Source organism: Nocardioides litoris (genome assembly GCF_006346315.1).
GTDB lineage: Bacteria > Actinomycetota > Actinomycetes > Propionibacteriales > Nocardioidaceae > Nocardioides > Nocardioides litoris.
In genome coordinates, this window is record NZ_VDMR01000001.1 from 1,111,878 (window position 1) to 1,130,857 (window position 18,980).

Consider the following 18,980-nt stretch of genomic DNA (forward strand, 5'->3'; position numbering starts at 1 on the left):
CCTACGCTGCGGCGGGTGCAGCTGGAGTTCATGGGCGAGGTCTTCTCCTGGCGCGGGCCGGCGCCCCACCACTTCGTGCGGGTCCCGGACGTCGAGGCGGCCGAGCTCGCCGACGTCGCACCGCTGGTGTCCTACGGCTGGGGCATGGTGCCGGTCTCCGGGCGCATCGGCGCCACCGCGTTCACCACGGCCCTGTGGCCCAAGGACGGGTCCTACCTGGTGCCGGTCAAGGACGCCGTGCGCCGGGCCGAGGCGATCGAGCTCGGTGACACCGTCACGCTGGTGCTGACGGTGGACCTGCCCTGAGCCCGGGCCGGGGGCTGGTCATCCCAGCTGCACGAGCAGGCAGAACGGGTGTCCGGCGGGGTCGGCGAGCACGTAGAGGGGCTCGTCGCCGTCTCCGGACCGGTCGTGCAGGAGCCCGGGCCCCCAGGGCCTCGGCGCGGGCGCGGTGGCGCTCGAGCTCGGCCACCGAGTCGACCCGCAGGTCGAGGTGGGCCTGCATCGGCACCTCCTCCGAGGGCCAGGTCGGCGGGCGCGTGTCGTCCTTGCGCTGCACCGCGAGCACCCGCGCGCCGTGGTCGTCGACGAGCACCAGCCAGTCGGCGTCGGGGCTCGGGTCCTCGTCGCCCGGCCGGTAGTGCACGCCGAGGAGCTGGCGGTAGAACTTCGCCAGCCCGCGGCAGTCGCGGGCGTCGAGCGCGGTGTGCAGGACGACCGGGTGGCCGCTCACGACTGCGCCGCGCCGGGGGCCAGGGCGGCGACCGCCCGGCCGGCGGCCCGGCCGGAGAAGATGCAGCCGCCGAGGAACGTGCCCTCCAGCGCGTTGTGGCCGTGCAGGCCGCCGCCGCCGAACCCGGCGACCTCGCCGGCGGCGTACAGGCCGGGGACGGGCTCGCCGTCGGGACCCAGGGCGCGGGAGGAGAGGTCGGTCTGGATGCCGCCGAGGGTCTTGCGGGTCAGGATGTTGAGGCGGACGGCGATGAGCGGGCCGTGGTCGGGGTCGAGCATCGCGTGCGGCTTGGCGACGCGGACGACCTTGTCGGTGCGGGAGCGACGGGCGTTGGCGACCAGCATCAGCTGGGCGTCCTTGGAGAAGGAGTTGGTCAGCTCGCGGTCGCGGGCCCGGATCATCTGCTCGACCTCGGTGGCGTCGAGCACCGGCGCCGGGGCGTCGCGGCCGGGGCGGGCCAGCTTGTTCATGCCGGCCACGAGGTCGGCCACGGTGTCGGCGACGACGAAGTCCTCGCCGTGCTCCTTGAACTTCTCCACCGGGGTCGGCGCGCCCTTGGAGAGCCGCTCGCGCAGCAGGACCCGGATGTCCTTCTCGGTGACGTCGGGGTTCTGCTCGGAGCCCGAGAGCGCGAACTCCTTCTCGATGACCGACTGGGTCAGCACGAACCAGGAGTAGTCGTGGCCGGTGGCCAGGATCGCCTCCATCGTGCGCAGGTTGTCGCAGCCGGGGAAGTTGGGGGCCGGGAACCGGTGGCCGTGCGCGTCGAGCCACAGCGACGACGGGCCGGGGATGATGCGGATGGCGTGCTCGGGCCAGATCGGGTCCCAGTTGTGGATGCCCTCGGTGTAGTGCCACATCCGGTCGCGGTTGACGACACGGGCGCCGGCCGCCTCGCTGATGCCGAGCATCCGGCCGTCGACGTGGGCCGGGACGCCGGAGATGAGGTGCTCCGGCGCCGGGCCCATCCGCTCGGTCGGCCAGGTGGCCCGCACCAGGTCGTGGTTGCCGCCGATGCCGCCGGAGGTGACGACCACCGCGGGGGCCCGCTGCTCGAAGTCGCCGACGACCTCGCGCGAGGAGGCGACACCGCGCTCGGCGTCGGTGGGTTCCAGCTCCGACCCGCGTACGCCGACCACGCGGCCGTCCTCGACGACCAGCTCGTCGACGCGGTGGCGGAAGGCGAAGGTCACCAGGCCGTCGCGCTCGCCGCGGAGCACGGGCTCGGCGAACACCCGGACGACCTCGGGGCCGGTGCCCCAGGTGAGGTGGAAGCGCGGCACCGAGTTGCCGTGGCCCTGGGCGTCGCCCGCCCCGCGCTCGGCCCAGCCGACCATCGGCACCGAGCGCAGGCCGAGGTCGTGGAGGTAGGAGCGCTTCTCGGTGGCGGCGAACTCGACGTAGGCCTCGGCCCACTGCCGAGCCCAGTCGTCACCGCCCTCGTCGACGGAGTCGCCGAACCGGGCCGAGCCCAGCCAGTCCTGCCAGGCCAGGTCCTTGTCGTCGGTGATGCCCATGCGCCGCTGCTCGGGGGAGTCGACCAGGAACAGCCCGCCGAGCGACCAGAACGCCTGGCCGCCGAGGTTGGCGCGGTTCTCCTGGTCGAGCACGAGCACGCGGCGCCCGGCGAGGACGAGCTCGTGGGTCGCGACGAGGCCGGCGAGGCCGGCGCCGACGACGATCGCGTCGTGGGCCGGCGTGGTGGCGGGGCTGGGGTGGTCCGCGGCGGTCATGGCTGCTCCAGGAGGGGTCGGACGAGGTCGGCGAGGGCGCGCAGGGTGGCCTCGTCGCGGTCGGGGTCGGGCAGGACGTGGGCGACGGCGGCCTCACCGTCGAGGTAGGTGACGACGATGCGCAGGGCGGTCTGGTGGGTCTCGGTCCACGGGTGGCCCGCGGGCCGCAGGGACGCCACGGCGGCGCGGGTGCGGCGGTGATAGGTGCGCAGCGCCGGGGCGAGGTCGCGGCGCAGCTCCTCGTCGGTGCGGGCGGCGTGCACGAGCTCGTGCCAGACCACGTTGGCGGGGGAGCGGACGGCGGCGCGCAGGTGGCGCAGGCCCTCGAGCAGGTCGAGGCCGGCCGGCACGTCGTGGGTCTGCCGCTCGGCCACCCGGACCGCCGCGGCGACCAGCAGCGCGCGCCGGGTCGGGAAGTGGCGGAACAGCCCGCCCTGGCTGACCCCGGCACGCTCGCAGACCGCCGCGGTGGTCGTGGCGGCGTACCCGCGCTCGTGGAGGACGGCCTCGGTCGCGTCGAGCAGCGCGGTCGTGGTCGCCGTACGACGCTCGAGCTGGGTGGGCACGGCGCGACCCTACCTTCGATAGCGGTCACTCGCTAACTTTTGGCCGTCGCCCCGTCCACCCCGTCCGGCGGTGCCGGTCCGGCCGCCGAGACCCCACGGTGGACCGATGACCACCGATGCCGCCGACGTCGACCTCGACCAGCCCCTGGCGCCCGAGGGCGAGGCGCTGCCGCACAGCGCGAGCAGCGAGGACGCCGCGGTCGACGCCCCGGCCGACCTGCCCGCCCCGGGCCACGCCGGCAGCGCCCGCCGGTGGACCCCGAAGCGGGTCGTCGTCACGCCGGCCGCGCTCGACCACGCCCACGGCGCGCGGATCGTGGAGCGGGTCGAGGCGCTCGGCATCGAGGTCGAGCGGCTGCGGGCCAACCGGCTGACCGGGGTGCGCGGCGAGACCGCCCGGGAGACCTACGCCCGCGCCAAGTCGACGCTGGCGGTGGTGGTGAGCCCGCCGAGCCGGCGGCGCCTGCAGCCCATCTCGCCCAGCGCCGACTGGCGCGTCGACCTGGCCGAGGGCTGCCCCGCGCACTGCCAGTACTGCTACCTCGCCGGGTCGCTCAGCGGCCCACCCGTCACCCGCGTGTACGCCGACCTCGACGACATCCTGGCCAACCTGGCGTCGTACGTCGGGACCGGGACGGTGACCAGTCGCTCCGACGAGCGCCACCACGAGGGCACGACCTTCGAGGCGTCCTGCTACAGCGACCCGCTCGCCTTGGACCACCTCACCGGCAGCTGGCAGCGGGCGGTCGAGCACTTCGGGGCCTGGGAGGCGCCGGTGCAGCTGCGGTGGACGACGAAGTTCGCCGACGTCGAGCGCTACGTCGGGCTCCCGCACGCCGGACGCACCCGGGTGCGGTTCAGCGTCAACGGCCTGCCCGTGACCCGGCGCTGGGAGGGCGGCACCAGCCCGCTCGAGGCCAGGCTGGCGGCGCTGCGCACGGTGGCGCTCGACGGCTACCCGGTGGGGCTGACCATCGCGCCGATCATGGCGCTGGACGGCTGGCGCGAGCACTACGGCCACCTCCTCGACCTGGTCGAGGAGGCGGTCGACGGCGTCCCCGCGCTCGACCTGACCGCCGAGCTCATCACGCACCGGTTCACCGCGTCGAGCAAGGAGGTGCTGCTCGGGTGGTACCCGCGCACGACGCTCGAGATGGACGAGGAGCGCCGGTCGGTCAAGCGGGGCAAGTTCGGCAACAGAAAGCACGTCTACCCCGCGCCCCTGATGCGCGAGATGCGGGCCTGGTTCACCGACCGGATCGCCCAGCAGCTCCCCGCCTGCCGGGTCCTCTACTGGACCTGAGCCGCCCGCCAGCGCAGAGCGACCTGGAGGACGCCGCCCGCCACGAGCGCCCAGAACGCGGCCCCCACGCCGGCCACGACCACGCCCGAGGCGGCCACCACGAACGTCACGGCCGCGGCCTCGCGGAAGTCCTCGTCGCCGAGGGCGGAGGCGGCGGCCGCGCCGAACGTGCCGAGCAGCGCCAGTCCCGCCACCGCCGCGACGACGCCGGCCGGGGCGGCCGCCGAGACGGTGGTGACCAGCGCGGCCAGCGGCCCCAGCACGACGTACGTCGCCCCGGCGGAGACACCGGCCACCCACCGGCGCGCGGGGTCGTCGCCCGCCGAGGGCCCGGCGGCGAGGGCGGCGGAGATCGCGGCCAGGTTGATGGAGAAGCCGCCGAGCGGCGCGGTGACGACGGTCGCACCGCCGGCGTAGACGAGGGCGGGGGAGAGGGGCGCGGTGTAGCCGAACGAGCCGAGCACGGCGACGCCGGGGATGTTCTGGCTGGTCATCGTGACCAGGTAGAGCGGCACGCCGATGGCGACGACGGTGACGAGGTCGAGGGTCGGGGTGGTCCAGGTGAGGGTGGGCACGAGCTGGTCGCCCGAGACGTCGGCGAGTGAACCGCTGGCGGCGATCACCACGAGCGCGGCGACGAACGCCCCCGGCACGGCCCAGCGCCGGGCCACGCGCAGCAGCACCAGCCAGGTGGCCACGACCGGCGCGATCGCGGCCGGGTCGGTGGCCAGGGCGCGGAACGGCTCGACGCAGAGCCCCAGCAGCACGCCCGCGAGCATCGCGTTGGCCAGGGCCACTGGGATGCGGGCCACCCACCGCCCGAGCGGGCGGACCAGCCCGGTCAGCGCGTAGAGCACCCCCGCCACGACGAAGGCGCCGACGGCGTCGGCGTACCCGCCGCCGGGGACGGTGGCGCCGGCGAGCAGGGCGGCACCCGGGGTCGACCAGGCCATGGTCACGGGCTGGCGGGTGCGCCAGGAGAACAGCAGCGAGCCCAGGCCCATCGTCAGCGACAGGACGAGCAGCCCCGACGCGGCCTCGTCGGCCGACCCGCCGACCGCGACCAGCCCGGTGAGGACGACCGCGAAGGAGGAGGTGAAGCCGACGACCGAGGTGACGACGCCCGCGACGACGGCCTGGCTGCGACCGGTCGTCACCGGTTCGCCGCTCAGGTCAGTCCTTGAGCTCGCAGACGACGGCGCCGCTGGTCACCGTGGCGCCGACCTCGGCCTGCAGGCCGGTCACGGTGCCGGCCTTGTGGGCCTTGAGCGGCTGCTCCATCTTCATGGCCTCGATGACCACGATGGTCTCGCCCTCGGCGACCTCCTGGCCCTCCTCGACGACGACCTTGACGATGGTGCCCTGCATCGGGCTGGTCACCGAGTCGCCCGAGGCGGCCGCGCCGGCCTTCTTGGTCGCCGCGCGCTTGGGCTTCTTGGCGCCGCCACCGCCGCCGGAGGACGCGAGGCCGCCGAGCCCGGCCGGGATGACGACCTCGACCCGCTTGCCGCCGACCTCGACGACCACGGTCTGGCGCTCCTCGGCCTCGGGGGCCTCGGCCGCCTCACCGCCGTACGGCTCGATCTGGTTGTCGAAGTCGGTCTCGATCCAGGTCGTGTAGACGTCGAAGGAGCCCTCACCGGTCGGGTTGGACGCGCCGACGTAGGCCGGGTCGCGCAGCACGACGCGGTGGAACGGGATGACCGTCGGCATGCCGTCGACCACGAACTCGTCGAGGGCGCGGCGGGACCGCTCGATGGCCTGCTGCCGGTCGCGGCCGGTCACGACGAGCTTGGCGATGAGGGAGTCGAAGGAGCCGGGGATGGTCTCGCCGGTGCCGTAGCCGCCGTCGACGCGGACGCCCGGGCCGCCCGGGGGCGTCCAGGCCGACAGGGTGCCGGGGGCGGGCATGAAGCTGCGGCCGCCGTCCTCGGCGTTGATGCGGAACTCGATGGAGTGACCGCGGATCTCGGGGTCGTCGTAGCCGAGCTCCTCGCCGGCGGCGATGCGGAACATCTCGCGCACGAGGTCGAGGCCGGTGACCTCCTCGGAGACGCAGTGCTCGACCTGGAGGCGGGTGTTGACCTCGAGGAAGGAGATGGTGCCGTCGGCGGCGACGAGGAACTCGCAGGTGCCGGCGCCGACGTAGCCGGCCTCGCGCAGGATCGCCTTGGAGGAGTCGTAGAGCTGGGTCAGCTGCTCGTCGGTCAGGAACGGCGCGGGCGCCTCCTCGACGAGCTTCTGGTGCCGGCGCTGGAGGGAGCAGTCACGGGTGGAGACGACCACGACGTTGCCGTGCTGGTCGGCCAGGCACTGGGTCTCGACGTGGCGGGGCTTGTCGAGGAACTTCTCGACCAGGCACTCGCCACGACCGAAGGCGCCGATGGCCTCGCGGACCGCCGACTCGTAGGCGTCGGGGATCTCCTCGAGCGTGCGGGCGACCTTGAGGCCGCGGCCACCGCCACCGAAGACGGCCTTGATGGCCACCGGGAGGCCGTTGGCCTCGGCGAACGCGACGACCTCGTCGGCGTCGGCGACCGGGTCCTTGGTGCCGGGGGCCAGCGGCGCGTCGGCCCGCTCGGCGATCTGCTTGGCCTTGGCCTTGTCGCCCAGCGCGTCGATCGCCGCCGGCGGCGGGCCGATCCAGACCAGGCCGGCGTCGAGGACGGCCTGGGCGAACTCGGCGTTCTCGGCCAGGAACCCGTAGCCCGGGTGCACGGAGTCGGCGCCGGACTTCTCGGCCACCGCGATGATCTTGGCGATGTCGAGGTAGGAGTCGGCCGGCGTGGCCCCGCCGAGGGAGTGGGCCTCATCGGCGATGCGCACGAACTGCGCGTCGCGGTCGGGGTCGGCGTACACCGCGACGCTCCCGATCCCGGCGTCCTTGCAGGCCCGGATGACCCGGACCGCGATCTCGCCGCGGTTGGCGATCAGGACCTTCTGCAGCGGCTTCACTTCAGGCACGGCCGCAGGTTAGCGGGTCTTCACCTCGCCCTCGATGCTGGATCATCGGCCGGACTCACCGCGTACTAAGGTCGAGCCGTGTCCGAGTACCAGCAGGAACGCAAGGGGTTCTGGCACGAGCCGGACGGCCGTCCGACCACCGAGGCCATCGCGCTGGAGGCCTGGGCGCGCTCCGCCCACCCGGTGCTGGAGGAGGCGGCTGCGGTCTACCACGGTGTCGTCCGCGAGTCCGAGCTCGCCGAGCGCGTGCAGGCCGACAGTGGCATCCGCACCACGCGTCCCCTCGAGCGCTGGCTGCCCAAGGTGCTGCAGCCGCTGGCCCACCTCCACCACCGCGACGGCTACCCGCCGCTGACCGCGCTCGTCGTCGACGGCCACGGCTGGGTGGGGGAGCGGTACGACGACGTGCTGCGCGCCACCGAGGAGCTGCCGATCGCCGACCGTGCCGCCCGCGAGCGGCACGCCGCGCGCGCCCGGCTGGCCTGCTACCAGTGGGCCGGTTCGGCCCCCGAGGACGGCGGCGTCCCCGCCGAGGTGCTCAGCTCGACGCGCTCCCGCCAGCCCCGCGCGACCGGCGGCACGACCACCCGGGCGCCCCGCGCGCCCCGGGCCCCCAAGGCCCCGGCCGCCCCCAAGCGCGTCGCCCCCATCGACCGCCCCGTCGCCATCTGCCCCACCTGCTTCATGGCGCTGCCCGCCACCGGCATCTGCGACAACTGCGACTGACCGGCTCCTGCCGCCTGACCCTTCCGTCGAGGCACATGTCTCGGCTGGCTGGTGGGCGGCCGCGCGCGTAGTCGATCGGGTCTCCGCGTCAAGGACGCTCGCTGCGCTCGCGCCGGCTCCGCCGGCGACCTTCGGTCGCCCTTGACCCGGAGCCTCGCCCGATCGACTGACGGCGCGCTCAACGGCACGGGCTCCGCCCGCGCCGCCGCATGCGCGGCCGCCCCTGACTCCTGACGCCGATCTCCCACTCCTGACGGTTGACTACCGACCAGGAGTGGGAGATCACCACCAGGAGTGGTGCTGCCGGGTCACCCGCCCCACCACGGCCGGCCGCCCACACCAGCCACGGGGAGCGGCGACGCTCCGGCGGTTAACAAACGCTAACCTCCCGGGCTACCATCGACCCATGACGTTCGAGCTGTCCCGTGAGCACGAGGAGTTCCGCCGCAGCGTCCGCGAGTTCGCGGAGGCCGAGATCGCGCCGTACGCCGCGCAGTGGGACCGCGAGCACCACTTCCCGACCGACGTGGTGCAGCAGATGGGCAAGCTGGGGCTGTTCGGGCTCACCGCGCCGGAGGAGTACGGCGGCGCGGGGGAGGACGGCGACTTCACCAGCCTCTGCGTGGCCATCGAGGAGCTGGGGCGCGTCGACCAGTCGATGGGCATCACGCTGCAGGCCGGGGTCGGCCTGGGCATCAACCCGCTCCTCGCCTACGGCACGGCCGAGCAGAAGGAGCGCTGGCTCCCGGCACTGGTGGCCGGCGAGGCGCTGGCCGGCTTCGGGCTGACCGAGCCGGGCGCCGGCTCCGACGCCGGGGCGACCCGCACCAAGGCCGAGCTGGTCGGCGACGAGTGGGTGGTCAACGGCGCCAAGCAGTTCATCACCAACTCCGGCTCCGACATCACCAGCCTGGTCACCGTGACCGCGCGCACCGGCACCCGCGAGGACGGCCGGCCCGAGATCAGCGCGGTGATGGTGCCGAGCGGCACGCCGGGCTTCACGGTGGAGAAGGCCTACGACAAGCTCGGCTGGCACGCCTCCGACACCCACCCGCTGTCCTTCGAGGACTGCCACGTGCCGGCCGACCACCTGCTCGGCGACCAGGGCCGGGGCTACGCGCAGTTCCTGGCCACCCTCGACGACGGCCGCATCGCCATCTCGGCGCTCAGCGTCGGCTGCATCCAGGCCTGCCTCGACATGAGCGTCGCCTACGCCGGCGAGCGCCAGACGTTCGGCGGGCCGATCGGGCGCAAGCAGGGCGTGGCCTTCCAGGTCGCCGACCTCCAGGTCATGCTCGACGCCGCCCGGCTGCTCACCTACCGCGCGGCGGCCCTCAAGGACGCCGGCGCCCCGCACCAGCAGGTCAAGCAGGCGGCCTCGGTCGCCAAGGTCTTCTCGACCGAGTCGGCGGTGACGGCGACCCGCATCGCCACCCAGGTCTTCGGTGGCTACGGCTTCATGGAGGAGTACCCCGTCGCGCGCTTCTACCGCGACGCCAAGGTGCTCGAGGTCGGCGAGGGCACCTCGGAGGTGCAGCGGATGCTGATCGCACGCGGCCTCGGCCTGCCCGTCGAGTAGCGCGTCGACCAGCCCGTCGACCAGCCCGTCGACCAGCCCGTCGACCAGCCCGTCGACCAGCCCGTCGACCAGCCGGGTGGGCCGGGCGACCCAAGGGGTGATGCCGCGCACAGGTCACGGGTGGTCCGGTGGAGCGTTTCCGATCGGAGGTCCTCCATGGCCCAGGTGCCGTCCTTCCTGGCCCGCGAACGCATCGTCGCGGGCCCCGGCTTCAGCCGGTGGCTCATCCCGCCGTGCGCGCTGGCGGTGCACCTGTGCATCGGCCAGGTGTACGCCACGAGCGTCTACAAGTCAGCGTTGGTCGAGCACTTCGACAGCAACCTGACCACCATCGGCTTGATCTTCTCCCTGGCCATCGTGATGCTCGGCCTCGCGGCCGGGTTCGCCGGCACCTGGGTCGACCGCAACGGGCCGCGCGCGGCGATGTTCGTCTCGGCCTGCTTCTGGGTGACCGGGTTCCTCGTGGCCGCCGCCGGCATCGCGACCGACCAGCTCTGGCTGGTCTTCGTCGGGTACGGCGTCATCGGCGGCATCGGCCTCGGCATCGGCTACATCTCGCCGGTCTCCACGCTCATCAAGTGGTTCCCCGACCGGCCCGGCCTGGCCACCGGCATGGCGATCATGGGCTTCGGCGGCGGCGCGCTGATCGCGAGCCCGCTCAGCGGTGAGCTGCTCGACCTGTACGGCGGCGACGGAGCCTCGGTCGCGTCGCTGTTCGTCACCCTGGCCGCGATCTACGCGGTGTTCATGATGTTCGGCGCCTTCACGGTCCGGGTGCCGGCCGACGACTGGGTGCCCGAGGGCTGGGACCCCTCGACGGTGAAGTCGAAGAAGATGGTCACCACCGGCCACGTCTCGGCCAACGACGCGCTCAAGACCCCGCAGTTCTGGCTGCTCTGGGTGGTGCTGTTCTGCAACGTGACGGCCGGCATCGGCATCCTCGAGCAGGCCGCCCCGATGATCCAGGACTTCTTCCGCGAGGGGGACTCCTCGACCATCAGCGCCGCCGCGGCCGGCGGGTTCGTCGGGCTGCTGTCGATCGCCAACATGGCCGGTCGCTTCGTGTGGTCCTCCACCTCCGACGTCATCGGGCGCAAGCCGATCTACATCATCTACCTCGGCGTCGGCCTGGCGCTGTACTTCCTGCTGGCGACGTTCGGCTCGTCCACGACGGCCCTCTTCGTGCTGCTGGCGGCGGTCATCATCAGCTTCTACGGCGGCGGGTTCGCCACCATCCCGGCCTACCTGCGCGACCTGTTCGGCACCTTCCAGGTCGGCGCCATCCACGGTCGACTGCTGACCGCCTGGTCGGCCGCGGGCGTGGCCGGGCCGCTCATCGTCAACGCGTTCCTCGACGCCCAGGGCGAGCCTGGCAGCCTCACCGCTGACGCCTACCGCCCGGCGCTGCTGACCATGGTCGGCGTCCTCGCGGTCGGCCTGGTCGCCAACCTGATGGTCCGCCCGGTCGCCGAGCGGTTCCACCAGCCGAAGGACGTGCTCGAGAAGGAGAGGAGCGCAGCATGACCGCACGCATCGTCGTGGCGTGGACCCTCGTCGGGGTCCCGCTCGCCTACGGGCTCGTCGAGACGATCCGCAAGGCGTCCAGCCTCTTCACCGGCTGACGCACGACCGGCGGGCACCCCACGTGGGGTGCCCGCCGGTCGGCTGCGGCGGTGGACTACTGCGGCTGGTCGTCCACCACGATGCCGTAGTTGACGGTGTCACCGTCGACGGAGTCGACGGTGACGGTCACCCCGAGCTCGTCCTCGCCGGCGGTGAGCGTGCACTCCAGCGTCGCGCCCTCCTCGGCCTCGAGGTCGTCAGGGCAGGAGACGTCGTCGGGGGCCTGGCCCACCTGCTCCTCGAGCTCGCTGGAGATGCGGTCCTCGACGTCGGACTGCGGCACGGCGCCGCTCGAGCAGGCCGACAGGCCCAAGGCGAGTGCGGCGAGCGGGGCGGCCGCGAGGAGGCGGCGGGCGGTGGGGCGGCGGTGGCTCATCGTGAGTCCCTTCGTCGTGGACCCCACCGATGCCCCACCCGAAGCCGTCGGCAAACAATCTCTAGGGGTGGCGCGGGTCGGCCCAGAAGTCGGTCCACCGGTGGCCGAGGTCGGCCAGCAGCACGCGGAGCAGGGGCAGGCTGACGCCCACCACGTTGTGGGGGTCGCCCTCGACACCCGTGACGAACGCGCCGCCCAGCCCGTCGAGGGTGAAGGCGCCGGCCACGTGCAGCGGCTCGCCCGTCGCGACGTACGCCGCCACCTCGGCGTCGCTGACCGCCGCGAAGTGCACGGTGGTCGACGCGGTGCGCTCGGCCCGGTCGCCGGAGGCCAGGTCGTGCAGGGCGTGACCGGTGTGCAGGACCCCGGTGCGCCCGCGCATCGCCCGCCAGCGGGCGACGGACTCCTCGGGGTCGCCGGGCTTGCCGAGCGCCTCGCCGTCGAGCTCGAGCACCGAGTCGCAGCCGAGCACGACGGCGCCCTCGGGCACCTCGGGCCGGTCGAGGACGGCCGAGCACTTCATCGAGGCCAGGCGCAGCGCGAGGTCGGCGGGGGCGGGCTCGGTGACCTGCGACTCGTCGACGCCCGAGACGACGACGAGGGGCTCGACGCCGGCCGCGCGCAGGGTCGCGAGCCGGGCGGGGGACTGGGACGCCAGGACGAGGGTCGGCACTCGACGACGCTATCGCCCACGGCGGCCGCGGCTCGTCCCTAGGCTGCTCCGGTGCCCCCACGCCTCTCCGATGTCGTCGCCGCCGTCGAGCACGCCGCCGAGCGCCGGGGTGCCTCCGCCCCGCCGCTGCTGGCCTCCGTCCTCGACGCGCTCCGGGCCGACCACGGCGACCTCGACGGCCCGGACCCGCTCGAACGGGTCGACCGGCTCGCCGACCGCTTCGACCTCGACCCGGTCGACCAGCGGGTGCTCGGCACGGTCGCCTCGGTCGAGCTCGACAGCAACCTCGCCCTGGCCTGCACCCTGCTCGCCGGCCACGACGCCCCCGGCTGGCCGACCACGGCGCTCGTGCTCGAGCTGTGCGGGTTGGGCACCCTCGACGTGGCGGTCCGCACCCGGCTCAACCCGCTCGCCCCGCTGCGCCGGCTCGGGCTGCTCGACATGCGGGGGGACGGCCCGTGGCTGACGCGCCGGCTCGTCGTGCCGCCGCGGGTCGGGGCGCACCTGGCCGGCGACGACACGCTCGACGCGACGCTGCTGCCCTGCCTGGTCGAGCCGGGCGGACACGCCGTGGCCGGGTCGCCCGAGCTCGTCCGGGCGCTGGCCGCCGGGGTGCGCCTGTGCTGGGTCCGCTCCCCGCTCGGCGCCACCGGGCCTGCCCTGGCCCAGGCCGCGGTCCGCGCCGGCGGGTCGGAGCCGATCGTCATCGACCTCTCCCGGGCCTGGCCCGACCCGCTCACCGGCGGGTTGGCCGGGACCGTCCGCGCCGCCGTCGTCGAGGCCGGGCTGCGCGACCGCCCGCTCGTGCTCCTCGAGGCGCATGCGCTCGTCGAGCCCGGCCGCGAGCCCGCCATGCCGTTGCTCCTCGCCAGCGTCGTGCCTGTCATCGGCGTCTCCTCCCGGGCCTGGGACCCGGCCTGGCTGCCGCTCGTCCCCGTCACCGTCGACGCCCCGCCCCTGGGCCCGCGCGAGCGCGTGACCGTGTGGGGCAGCGCCGTCGAAGGGTCCGGACTCGTGGTCGAGCCCGAGGCGCCGGCGTGGCAGGACCTGCTCGGCATGCGGCTCGCTCCCGAGCAGATCGAGCGCGCCGCCACCGAGGCCGAGCTGACCGGGGTGCTCGAGGACCGCCCGGTGGTCGTCGACGACCTGCGCGACGCCGTACGCCGCTCGCACGGCGCGGCTCCCGACGGCCCGTCCCGCACCCCCGCCACGTTCGACGACCTGGTGCTCCCGCCCGCCGCGATGGGTGAGCTGCGGCGCCTGGTCTCGTGGGCGCGGCACCGCGACCAGGTGCTGGCCCAGGGGCCGCTGCACGGCGCGGGCGGCAAGGGCACCGGCATCGCGGCGATGTTCGCCGGGGGACCAGGCACCGGCAAGACCCTCGCCGCCCACGTCGTGGCCGACGCGCTCGGGCTCGACCTGATGCGCATCGACCTGTCCTCGACGGTCGACAAGTACATCGGCGAGACCGAGAAGAACCTCGAGCGGGCCTTCCACGAGGCCGAGTCGATGAACGTCGTGCTGTTCTTCGACGAGGCCGACGCCCTCTTCGGCTCGCGCTCGGCCGTGAGCGACAGCCGCGACCGCTACGCCAACCTCGAGGTCTCCTACCTCCTCCAGCGGATGGAGAGCTTCGACGGCATCACCGTGCTGGCGACCAACCTCCGCGGCAACCTCGACCCGGCGTTCAGCCGACGCCTGCACTTCATCGTCACGTTCACCGACCCCGACGCCGAGACACGGCTCGAGCTGTGGCAACGGCTGCTCGGCCACGTCGACCGCCTCGACGAGACCGACCCGCCCGACCTGCCGCTGCTGGCCGAGCACGCCGAGCTCGCGGGTGGCGACATCCGCAACATCGTGCTCGCCGCGGCCTACGACGCCGCCGACGACAACGACGGCGCGGTGGCCATGCGGCACCTCGTCACCGCCGCGGGACGGGAGTTCACCAAGGTCCGCAAGCGGATGCCCCCGCAGCTGGCCCGCTGGGGCGGGTGAGCCCGCGGAACCCCGGGGGCAAACTTCGCGCGATCGGCCACCGTCCCGGCCGCCGGGCACTAGCGTCGTCCCGACCCAGCCCCCACGGACCGAGGCACCCATGACCCGACCCGAGCACGAGGTCGCGGAGGCCAAGCCCGCCCGCGCCGCCCAGCTCAGCCCGCCCGTCCCCGAGGTCGCCGAGCCCACGGTCGACGTGGGGGCCGAGCACCACCCGTCGGTCGTGGCCGGGCTGCGACGTACCGCGGGTGCCGCCGGCGGAGGGGACGAGCTCGGGGGCACGACGCTCGGTGCGGACCTGATGGCCCCGCTGCGTCGCCGCGCCGGCAAGGGCGCACCGCTGGACGCGGGCACCGCCACCGACCTCGGAGGGCGCCTCGGCGCCGACTTCAGCGGGGTGCGGGTCCACGCCGACGGCGAGGCCGACACGATCGCCCGCTCCGTGCAGGCCACCGCGTTCACGCTCGGCAACGACATCTACTTCAGCAAGGGCACCTACAACCCCTCCTCGCGTGCCGGCCGCTCGTTGCTCGCCCACGAGCTGACCCACGTCCGCCAGCACCGCGAGGGTCGTTCCACCACCGCCTCGGGCACCGGCGGCGGCGTGCAGGTCGGCCGCGTCGACGACCCCGCCGAGCGCGAGGCCGAGGCCGTGGCCCGCGCCGTCGACACCGGTCGCCCGGTGCCGGGGGCCGGTACGACGACGGAGCCGCTGGCCGCGCACAGCACCTGCGACCCGTGCGCCCACCGCAGCGTGAGCCTCGACGGGCTGTCGATCCGCCGGACGGTCGAGGACAAGGTCACCATGGTCAAGGACCGGGTGCCAGCGACCGAGGTGCCGCTCGCGATCGTCGAGCTGACCTCGGTCATCCGGGAGATCCAGGACAAGAAGGGCGCAGCCGAGAAGCTGGGTGGCATGTGGACCGACGCCAAGGTCGACACGGTCGCCGACAGCGAGGGCTTCTCCGGCACCTCCAACCCGATCGGGGTCGTCGACGGCGCCGCCGGGTTCGTCAAGGCCGGGTTCGACGCCCACACCGCCTACGGCAACATCAAGCAGGGCACCAACATCGACAAGAACCTCGGGTGGAAGCAGGCCGAGGACGCGGTGCTCGGCGGCCTGGGCGGCGGCGGCAAGGTCGTCACCGGCGTGGCCAACACCGTGAAGGTCGCCGGCGGCCCGGCCGGGGAGTGGATCCCGGGCGTCGAGGCCGTCGTCAACCTCAAGGAGGGCTACGAGAACATCAAGGGCAGCGTCGAGGACGGCGTCACCGCCGCCAAGCTGCAGGGCGACAAGCGCTCGATCAAGCGCCAGGGCGACAAGTTCCTCCCGCTCGCGGTGCGCGAGAAGCGGTTCGCCGAGTTCATCGAGGCCCTCAAGAGCGACGGCAAGGTCAAGAGCGACGACCGCAAGCGGTGGGCCACCGTGCGCCAGGCCTGGGACGCCCACGTCGGGGGGCCCAACCGACCCGCGGGCGACTACGCCGGGGCCGGGACGGGCGGCTCGATCACCAAGCCGGGGGCGCTGGAGAAGAAGTGGACGTCGTTCAAGTCGCTCTTCTCCTCCGGGCCGGCCCCGGCGACGCCCGCCGGCCCCGCCTTTGGGACGGCGACGGGTGGCGCCTTCGACCCGTTGACGAGCAACTGGGCCGACTCCGGGGTGCACACCGTCGAGAAGCGGATGTTCCTGGAGTGGCTCGAGACGACGACGCACAAGGACTTCGGCTACGGGACCAACTGGCGCTCGGACGCCACGGTGGGCACCGTCGTCGCCGGGACGGCTGCGGTGGGTGACGCGACCGAGCAGTCCGCCCGCACGGACCGCGACACCGCCGCCCAGGCCAAGCTGGCGACCACCCGCGGACTCGGCAAGGTCACCAACTTCGCCCAGAACCGGCTCACGGAGTCCTCCGCCGTCAAGGGCGTCAAGGGCGTCGGCAACACCCTCGACGGCACCGGCACCTTCACGGCCGGAGCCGACGGCGGAGCGACCAAGGCCGCCGGCAAGGCCGTCAAGCTGGCCGCAGCGACCTACGAGGCCGTCAAGAAGGGCTACAAGCGCTGGAACCGGGTCACCAAGCTGGCCGAGGTGCGCGACGAGGCCGGCTACGGCCCGCGCGTAAGCCGTGACTGGAAGTGGAAGGTCGCCCGGTTCGTCGGCACCGACATCGACAAGGCGATGGCGAAGACCAAGACCGCCATCAACCACAACGTCGAGGAGGCGGCCCGGCTCAAGAAGCACGGTGAGGACACCGCCGCCTTCCAGGCCGACCAGCAGGCGCGGGCTGCCCACGCGACGTACGTGCAGCAGGTCGGGACCCGGGACGCGAAGCAGGCGCAGAACCAGCAGGACCACGATGCGGCTCTCGCCGCCTGGCAGGCGACCAACCGGAAGAAGACCGACGAGAAGTTCGCCGAGGACAAGGCCGCCTTCGACGCCTACAGGAAGAAGCGCGAGACGTGGGAGGTGCAGGCCGACGCCTACCAGCACTTCCGCGAGCAGCAGCTGGCCTGGGACGACCTGCAGAACAAGGTCTTCGGCTACTACCAGACCCACGAGGGTCCCCAAGGACCCGAGCAGGACCGCGAGCTGGCCGACTACGAGCCTCCGGTGGTCGTCATCGACCCGGGTCCCGAGCCCGTCGCGGTGACCGACCCCGGGGACCAGGCCCCGGCGGACCCGATCGACTTCGGGGGCAAGCCGGTGCTGAAGGAGGAGGGCGCCATCACGCCGGTCGCCGCGCCCGCAGCCCAGGCCGTCAGCGACCCGGGGACCTTCACCTCCGGGAGTGGCCCGGCCAAGAAGGCCAGCAAGCAGCTGGACGCGGCCACGGCCCAGGCGATGCTGGCCAGGCTGACCAAGAAGTGCGTGAAGATGGTCTCCGAGCTGGTGCTGGCGCTCCAGAACCCGGACAAGAGGGTTCGTCAGCTCGCCCAGGACGTCGTCCTCACGATCGCCAACGGCGACCTCGCCGGCGCGGTCTTCTCCGTCACGGCTGACGACCTCGAGGCCCTCCTGACGACCGCCGAGCCGGAGAAGTCCCGACTGCTCGGGCAGCTCCAGGCGCGCATCGAGGGTCGTCTGGGCGGGGTCGGCGGGTGAGCCTGGGCGACCGTCTCCACGCGGTGCTCGCCTCCCTCCAGTGGCTCGCGGTGCCCGACTCCGAGGTCGACGGAGGCTTCCACCTGCGTCCCAGCGACGGCCCGGCGCCGTGGCCGGTCGTCGCGGCGGTGCCCCCAGGCACCCACGGTGTCGTCGTGCTCTCGGTGCTGCCCGATCCGGTGCCGGCCGACCGCCGCGACGCCGTCGTCGCCGCCCTCGGACCCATGAACCTGCGCACGCCGGGCGGCTGCGTGGAGATCGACCTCGAGTCAGGAGAGGTCCGGGCCCGCGCGGGTCTCGACCTCGGGGTGTGCGAGGTCGAGGACGACCAGCTCACCGCCCTCGTCGCCGGCCTCGTCGACGCGAGCCTGGGCACCATGGGTGCCTGGCGCGAGGTGGTCGAGGCGATCGCCGGCGGCACCGACCCCGACGACATCGAGCTGCTGCGGGCCGGGGCCGCCTGATGACGGCGGGGGAGGCCTGGACCGACGAGCGGCTGCGCTCGCTCACCGCCACCGTGCTGGGCGAGGACGGGTGGGCCGTCACCGACGACGACGGCGTGCTCCACCTCGAGCCCGCCGAGGCCGGCGCCGAGGCGCCGTACGGCGGCCTGCGGGTGCTCGTCGGCCCGCAACCGGCCCTGGTCAGCGTCGTGGTGCAGGCGCCCGAGCCGGTGCCCGACGACCGTGTCGCGGCGGTCGCGCGCGTGCTGGCCGAGGCCAACGCCGGGCGGCTGGTGGGCTGGTTCGAGCTCGACCCGGTCGACGGCGACCTGCACGTGCGTGCGGTGCTGGACCTCGACGGGGCGGAGCTGGCCGAGGAGCAGGTGGCCCACCTGCTCCGGGTGCTCGTCGTGCGCGCGGTCGACGCGATGGGGGAGTGGGTCGAGCGCATCGGCGACGTCGTCGCCGGTGCCGACCCGGTCGCCTGAGGCGCCTGGCGCTCAGCCGCGCGGGGCGGCGATGTCGTCGAGCTTGTCCCCGAAGGCCAGGCAGGCCATCGCGGCCAGCGGTCCGGCGTCGGGCCCCCCGCCCGCGTGCTCGGGGGCGCGCATCGAGACCATGACGTTGAGGAGCATGCCGTAGGCGATGAAGTCACGGACCTTGTCGTCGCTGCCGCCGGTGCGCTCGAGCACGTGAAGGATGCGCTCCATGCCGGCTCGGCTCCCCGCGGCGACCTCCGCGATGTCGCCGGCCGTGAAGCCGTGCATCATCACCATCAGCAGGTCGCGGTCCTCGAGCAGGTCGAAGTAGGCCAGGCCCAGCAGCTCCCAGCCCGGGTCGTCGTCGGGGGCGGCCGGGTCGAAGGGGTGCTGCTCGACGACCTCGGCGAACGCCGCGGCTATGCGGGCCGTGGTGCGGTCGAGCACCTCGCAGAACAGGGCGAGCTTGGTGCCGAACAGGCGCACGACGTACGGCTGGGAGACCCCGGCCTCCTTGGCCACGGCGTCGGTGCTGGTGCCGTGCAGGCCGGTGCGGGCGAACGCCCGCGTCGCGGCGTCGAGCACCAGCTCGCGGCGGTCGTCGGCGCTCATCCTCGTCGTCACGGTTGACATGTTATCAGCTGATTACTTACCGTCGTCATCGTAGTAATCATTCGATGC

The 18,980-nt window shown here is 73.7% G+C and carries 18 protein-coding genes; 10 read left to right on the plus strand and 8 right to left on the minus strand.

The window, feature by feature from the left end:
* Positions 1 to 15 precede the first annotated feature (15 nt).
* On the plus strand, positions 16 to 306 hold the full coding sequence (locus FJQ57_RS05355) for a DUF1905 domain-containing protein (RefSeq protein ID WP_139978141.1): 291 nt from the start codon (positions 16 to 18) through the stop codon (positions 304 to 306).
* Here the strand turns inward: FJQ57_RS05355 and FJQ57_RS05360 are convergent.
* The 3 genes from FJQ57_RS05360 to FJQ57_RS05370 are packed head-to-tail and all read right to left on the minus strand — an operon-like array spanning position 275 to position 3,032.
* Complete coding sequence (locus tag FJQ57_RS05360) at positions 275 to 733, minus strand: VOC family protein (protein ID WP_246081594.1); 459 nt, start codon at positions 731 to 733, stop codon at positions 275 to 277. The two genes, FJQ57_RS05355 and FJQ57_RS05360, sit on opposite strands and share 32 nt — an antisense overlap.
* The gene (locus FJQ57_RS05365) at positions 730 to 2,466 is read right to left on the minus strand and encodes an FAD-binding dehydrogenase (protein WP_139978142.1); all 1,737 of its coding nucleotides are present in this window, start codon (positions 2,464 to 2,466) and stop codon (positions 730 to 732) included. The genes FJQ57_RS05360 and FJQ57_RS05365 overlap by 4 nt, the downstream gene beginning before the upstream one ends.
* Positions 2,463 to 3,032 carry a TetR/AcrR family transcriptional regulator gene (locus FJQ57_RS05370; RefSeq protein ID WP_139978143.1) on the minus strand — a complete coding sequence of 190 codons (570 nt, stop codon included), beginning with the start codon at positions 3,030 to 3,032 and terminating at the stop codon, positions 2,463 to 2,465. Before FJQ57_RS05370 ends, FJQ57_RS05365 begins: the two co-directional genes overlap by 4 nt.
* A 106-nt stretch (positions 3,033 to 3,138) precedes the next feature.
* Between FJQ57_RS05370 and FJQ57_RS05375 the strand changes: the two genes are divergently transcribed.
* The gene (locus tag FJQ57_RS05375) at positions 3,139 to 4,335 is read left to right on the plus strand and encodes an SPL family radical SAM protein (protein WP_246081595.1); all 1,197 of its coding nucleotides are present in this window, start codon (positions 3,139 to 3,141) and stop codon (positions 4,333 to 4,335) included.
* On the opposite strand, the gene FJQ57_RS05380 is transcribed toward FJQ57_RS05375, so the two are convergent.
* A complete protein-coding gene (locus FJQ57_RS05380; RefSeq protein ID WP_246081596.1) occupies positions 4,323 to 5,492 on the minus strand; it encodes a benzoate/H(+) symporter BenE family transporter in 1,170 nt (389 codons plus the stop codon). The two genes, FJQ57_RS05375 and FJQ57_RS05380, sit on opposite strands and share 13 nt — an antisense overlap.
* Positions 5,493 to 5,508: 16 nt before the next feature.
* Positions 5,509 to 7,299, minus strand: a complete 1,791-nt coding sequence (locus tag FJQ57_RS05385; protein ID WP_139978145.1) for an acetyl/propionyl/methylcrotonyl-CoA carboxylase subunit alpha — start codon at positions 7,297 to 7,299, stop codon at positions 5,509 to 5,511.
* A gap of 78 nt (positions 7,300 to 7,377) precedes the next feature.
* Between FJQ57_RS05385 and FJQ57_RS05390 the strand changes: the two genes are divergently transcribed.
* From FJQ57_RS05390 to FJQ57_RS23750, 4 genes are all read left to right on the plus strand, one after another.
* Complete coding sequence (locus FJQ57_RS05390) at positions 7,378 to 8,025, plus strand: hypothetical protein (RefSeq protein ID WP_139978146.1); 648 nt, start codon at positions 7,378 to 7,380, stop codon at positions 8,023 to 8,025.
* A gap of 406 nt (positions 8,026 to 8,431) precedes the next feature.
* Positions 8,432 to 9,604 (plus strand): acyl-CoA dehydrogenase family protein, encoded by a 1,173-nt coding sequence (locus tag FJQ57_RS05395; RefSeq protein ID WP_139978147.1) that lies wholly within the window; start codon positions 8,432 to 8,434, stop codon positions 9,602 to 9,604.
* A 156-nt stretch (positions 9,605 to 9,760) separates the two neighbouring features.
* Positions 9,761 to 11,128 carry an OFA family MFS transporter gene (locus FJQ57_RS05400; protein WP_139978148.1) on the plus strand — a complete coding sequence of 456 codons (1,368 nt, stop codon included), beginning with the start codon at positions 9,761 to 9,763 and terminating at the stop codon, positions 11,126 to 11,128.
* Positions 11,125 to 11,226, plus strand: a complete 102-nt coding sequence (locus tag FJQ57_RS23750; RefSeq protein WP_425465412.1) for an MFS transporter small subunit — start codon at positions 11,125 to 11,127, stop codon at positions 11,224 to 11,226. Before FJQ57_RS05400 ends, FJQ57_RS23750 begins: the two co-directional genes overlap by 4 nt.
* A 56-nt stretch (positions 11,227 to 11,282) precedes the next feature.
* Here FJQ57_RS23750 and FJQ57_RS05405 read toward each other — a convergent pair whose 3' ends face one another.
* Together FJQ57_RS05405 and FJQ57_RS05410 are read right to left on the minus strand one after the other, a co-directional pair.
* Positions 11,283 to 11,603, minus strand: coding sequence for a DUF4333 domain-containing protein (locus FJQ57_RS05405; RefSeq protein ID WP_139978149.1), 321 nt, complete (start codon positions 11,601 to 11,603; stop codon positions 11,283 to 11,285).
* A gap of 61 nt (positions 11,604 to 11,664) precedes the next feature.
* Entirely contained in the window at positions 11,665 to 12,276 is a 612-nt protein-coding gene (locus FJQ57_RS05410; protein ID WP_139978150.1) for a Maf family protein, read from the minus strand.
* 51 nt (positions 12,277 to 12,327) lie between these two features.
* Here FJQ57_RS05410 and FJQ57_RS05415 point away from each other — a divergent pair, with 51 nt between their 5' ends.
* From FJQ57_RS05415 to FJQ57_RS05430, 4 genes are all read left to right on the plus strand, one after another.
* On the plus strand, positions 12,328 to 14,274 hold the full coding sequence (locus FJQ57_RS05415; protein ID WP_139978151.1) for an ATP-binding protein: 1,947 nt from the start codon (positions 12,328 to 12,330) through the stop codon (positions 14,272 to 14,274).
* Between the two features lie 100 nt (positions 14,275 to 14,374).
* Positions 14,375 to 17,377 (plus strand): eCIS core domain-containing protein, encoded by a 3,003-nt coding sequence (locus tag FJQ57_RS05420; RefSeq protein WP_139978152.1) that lies wholly within the window; start codon positions 14,375 to 14,377, stop codon positions 17,375 to 17,377.
* Complete coding sequence (locus FJQ57_RS05425) at positions 17,374 to 17,841, plus strand: type III secretion system chaperone family protein (protein WP_139978153.1); 468 nt, start codon at positions 17,374 to 17,376, stop codon at positions 17,839 to 17,841. The genes FJQ57_RS05420 and FJQ57_RS05425 overlap by 4 nt, the downstream gene beginning before the upstream one ends.
* Positions 17,841 to 18,308: a YbjN domain-containing protein gene (locus tag FJQ57_RS05430; protein ID WP_139978154.1), complete on the plus strand. Its 468-nt coding sequence runs from the start codon at positions 17,841 to 17,843 to the stop codon at positions 18,306 to 18,308. The genes FJQ57_RS05425 and FJQ57_RS05430 overlap by 1 nt, the downstream gene beginning before the upstream one ends.
* 12 nt (positions 18,309 to 18,320) lie before the next feature.
* Here FJQ57_RS05430 and FJQ57_RS05435 read toward each other — a convergent pair whose 3' ends face one another.
* Entirely contained in the window at positions 18,321 to 18,932 is a 612-nt protein-coding gene (locus FJQ57_RS05435; RefSeq protein WP_425465413.1) for a TetR/AcrR family transcriptional regulator, read from the minus strand.
* Between the last annotated feature and the right edge of the window lie 48 nt (positions 18,933 to 18,980).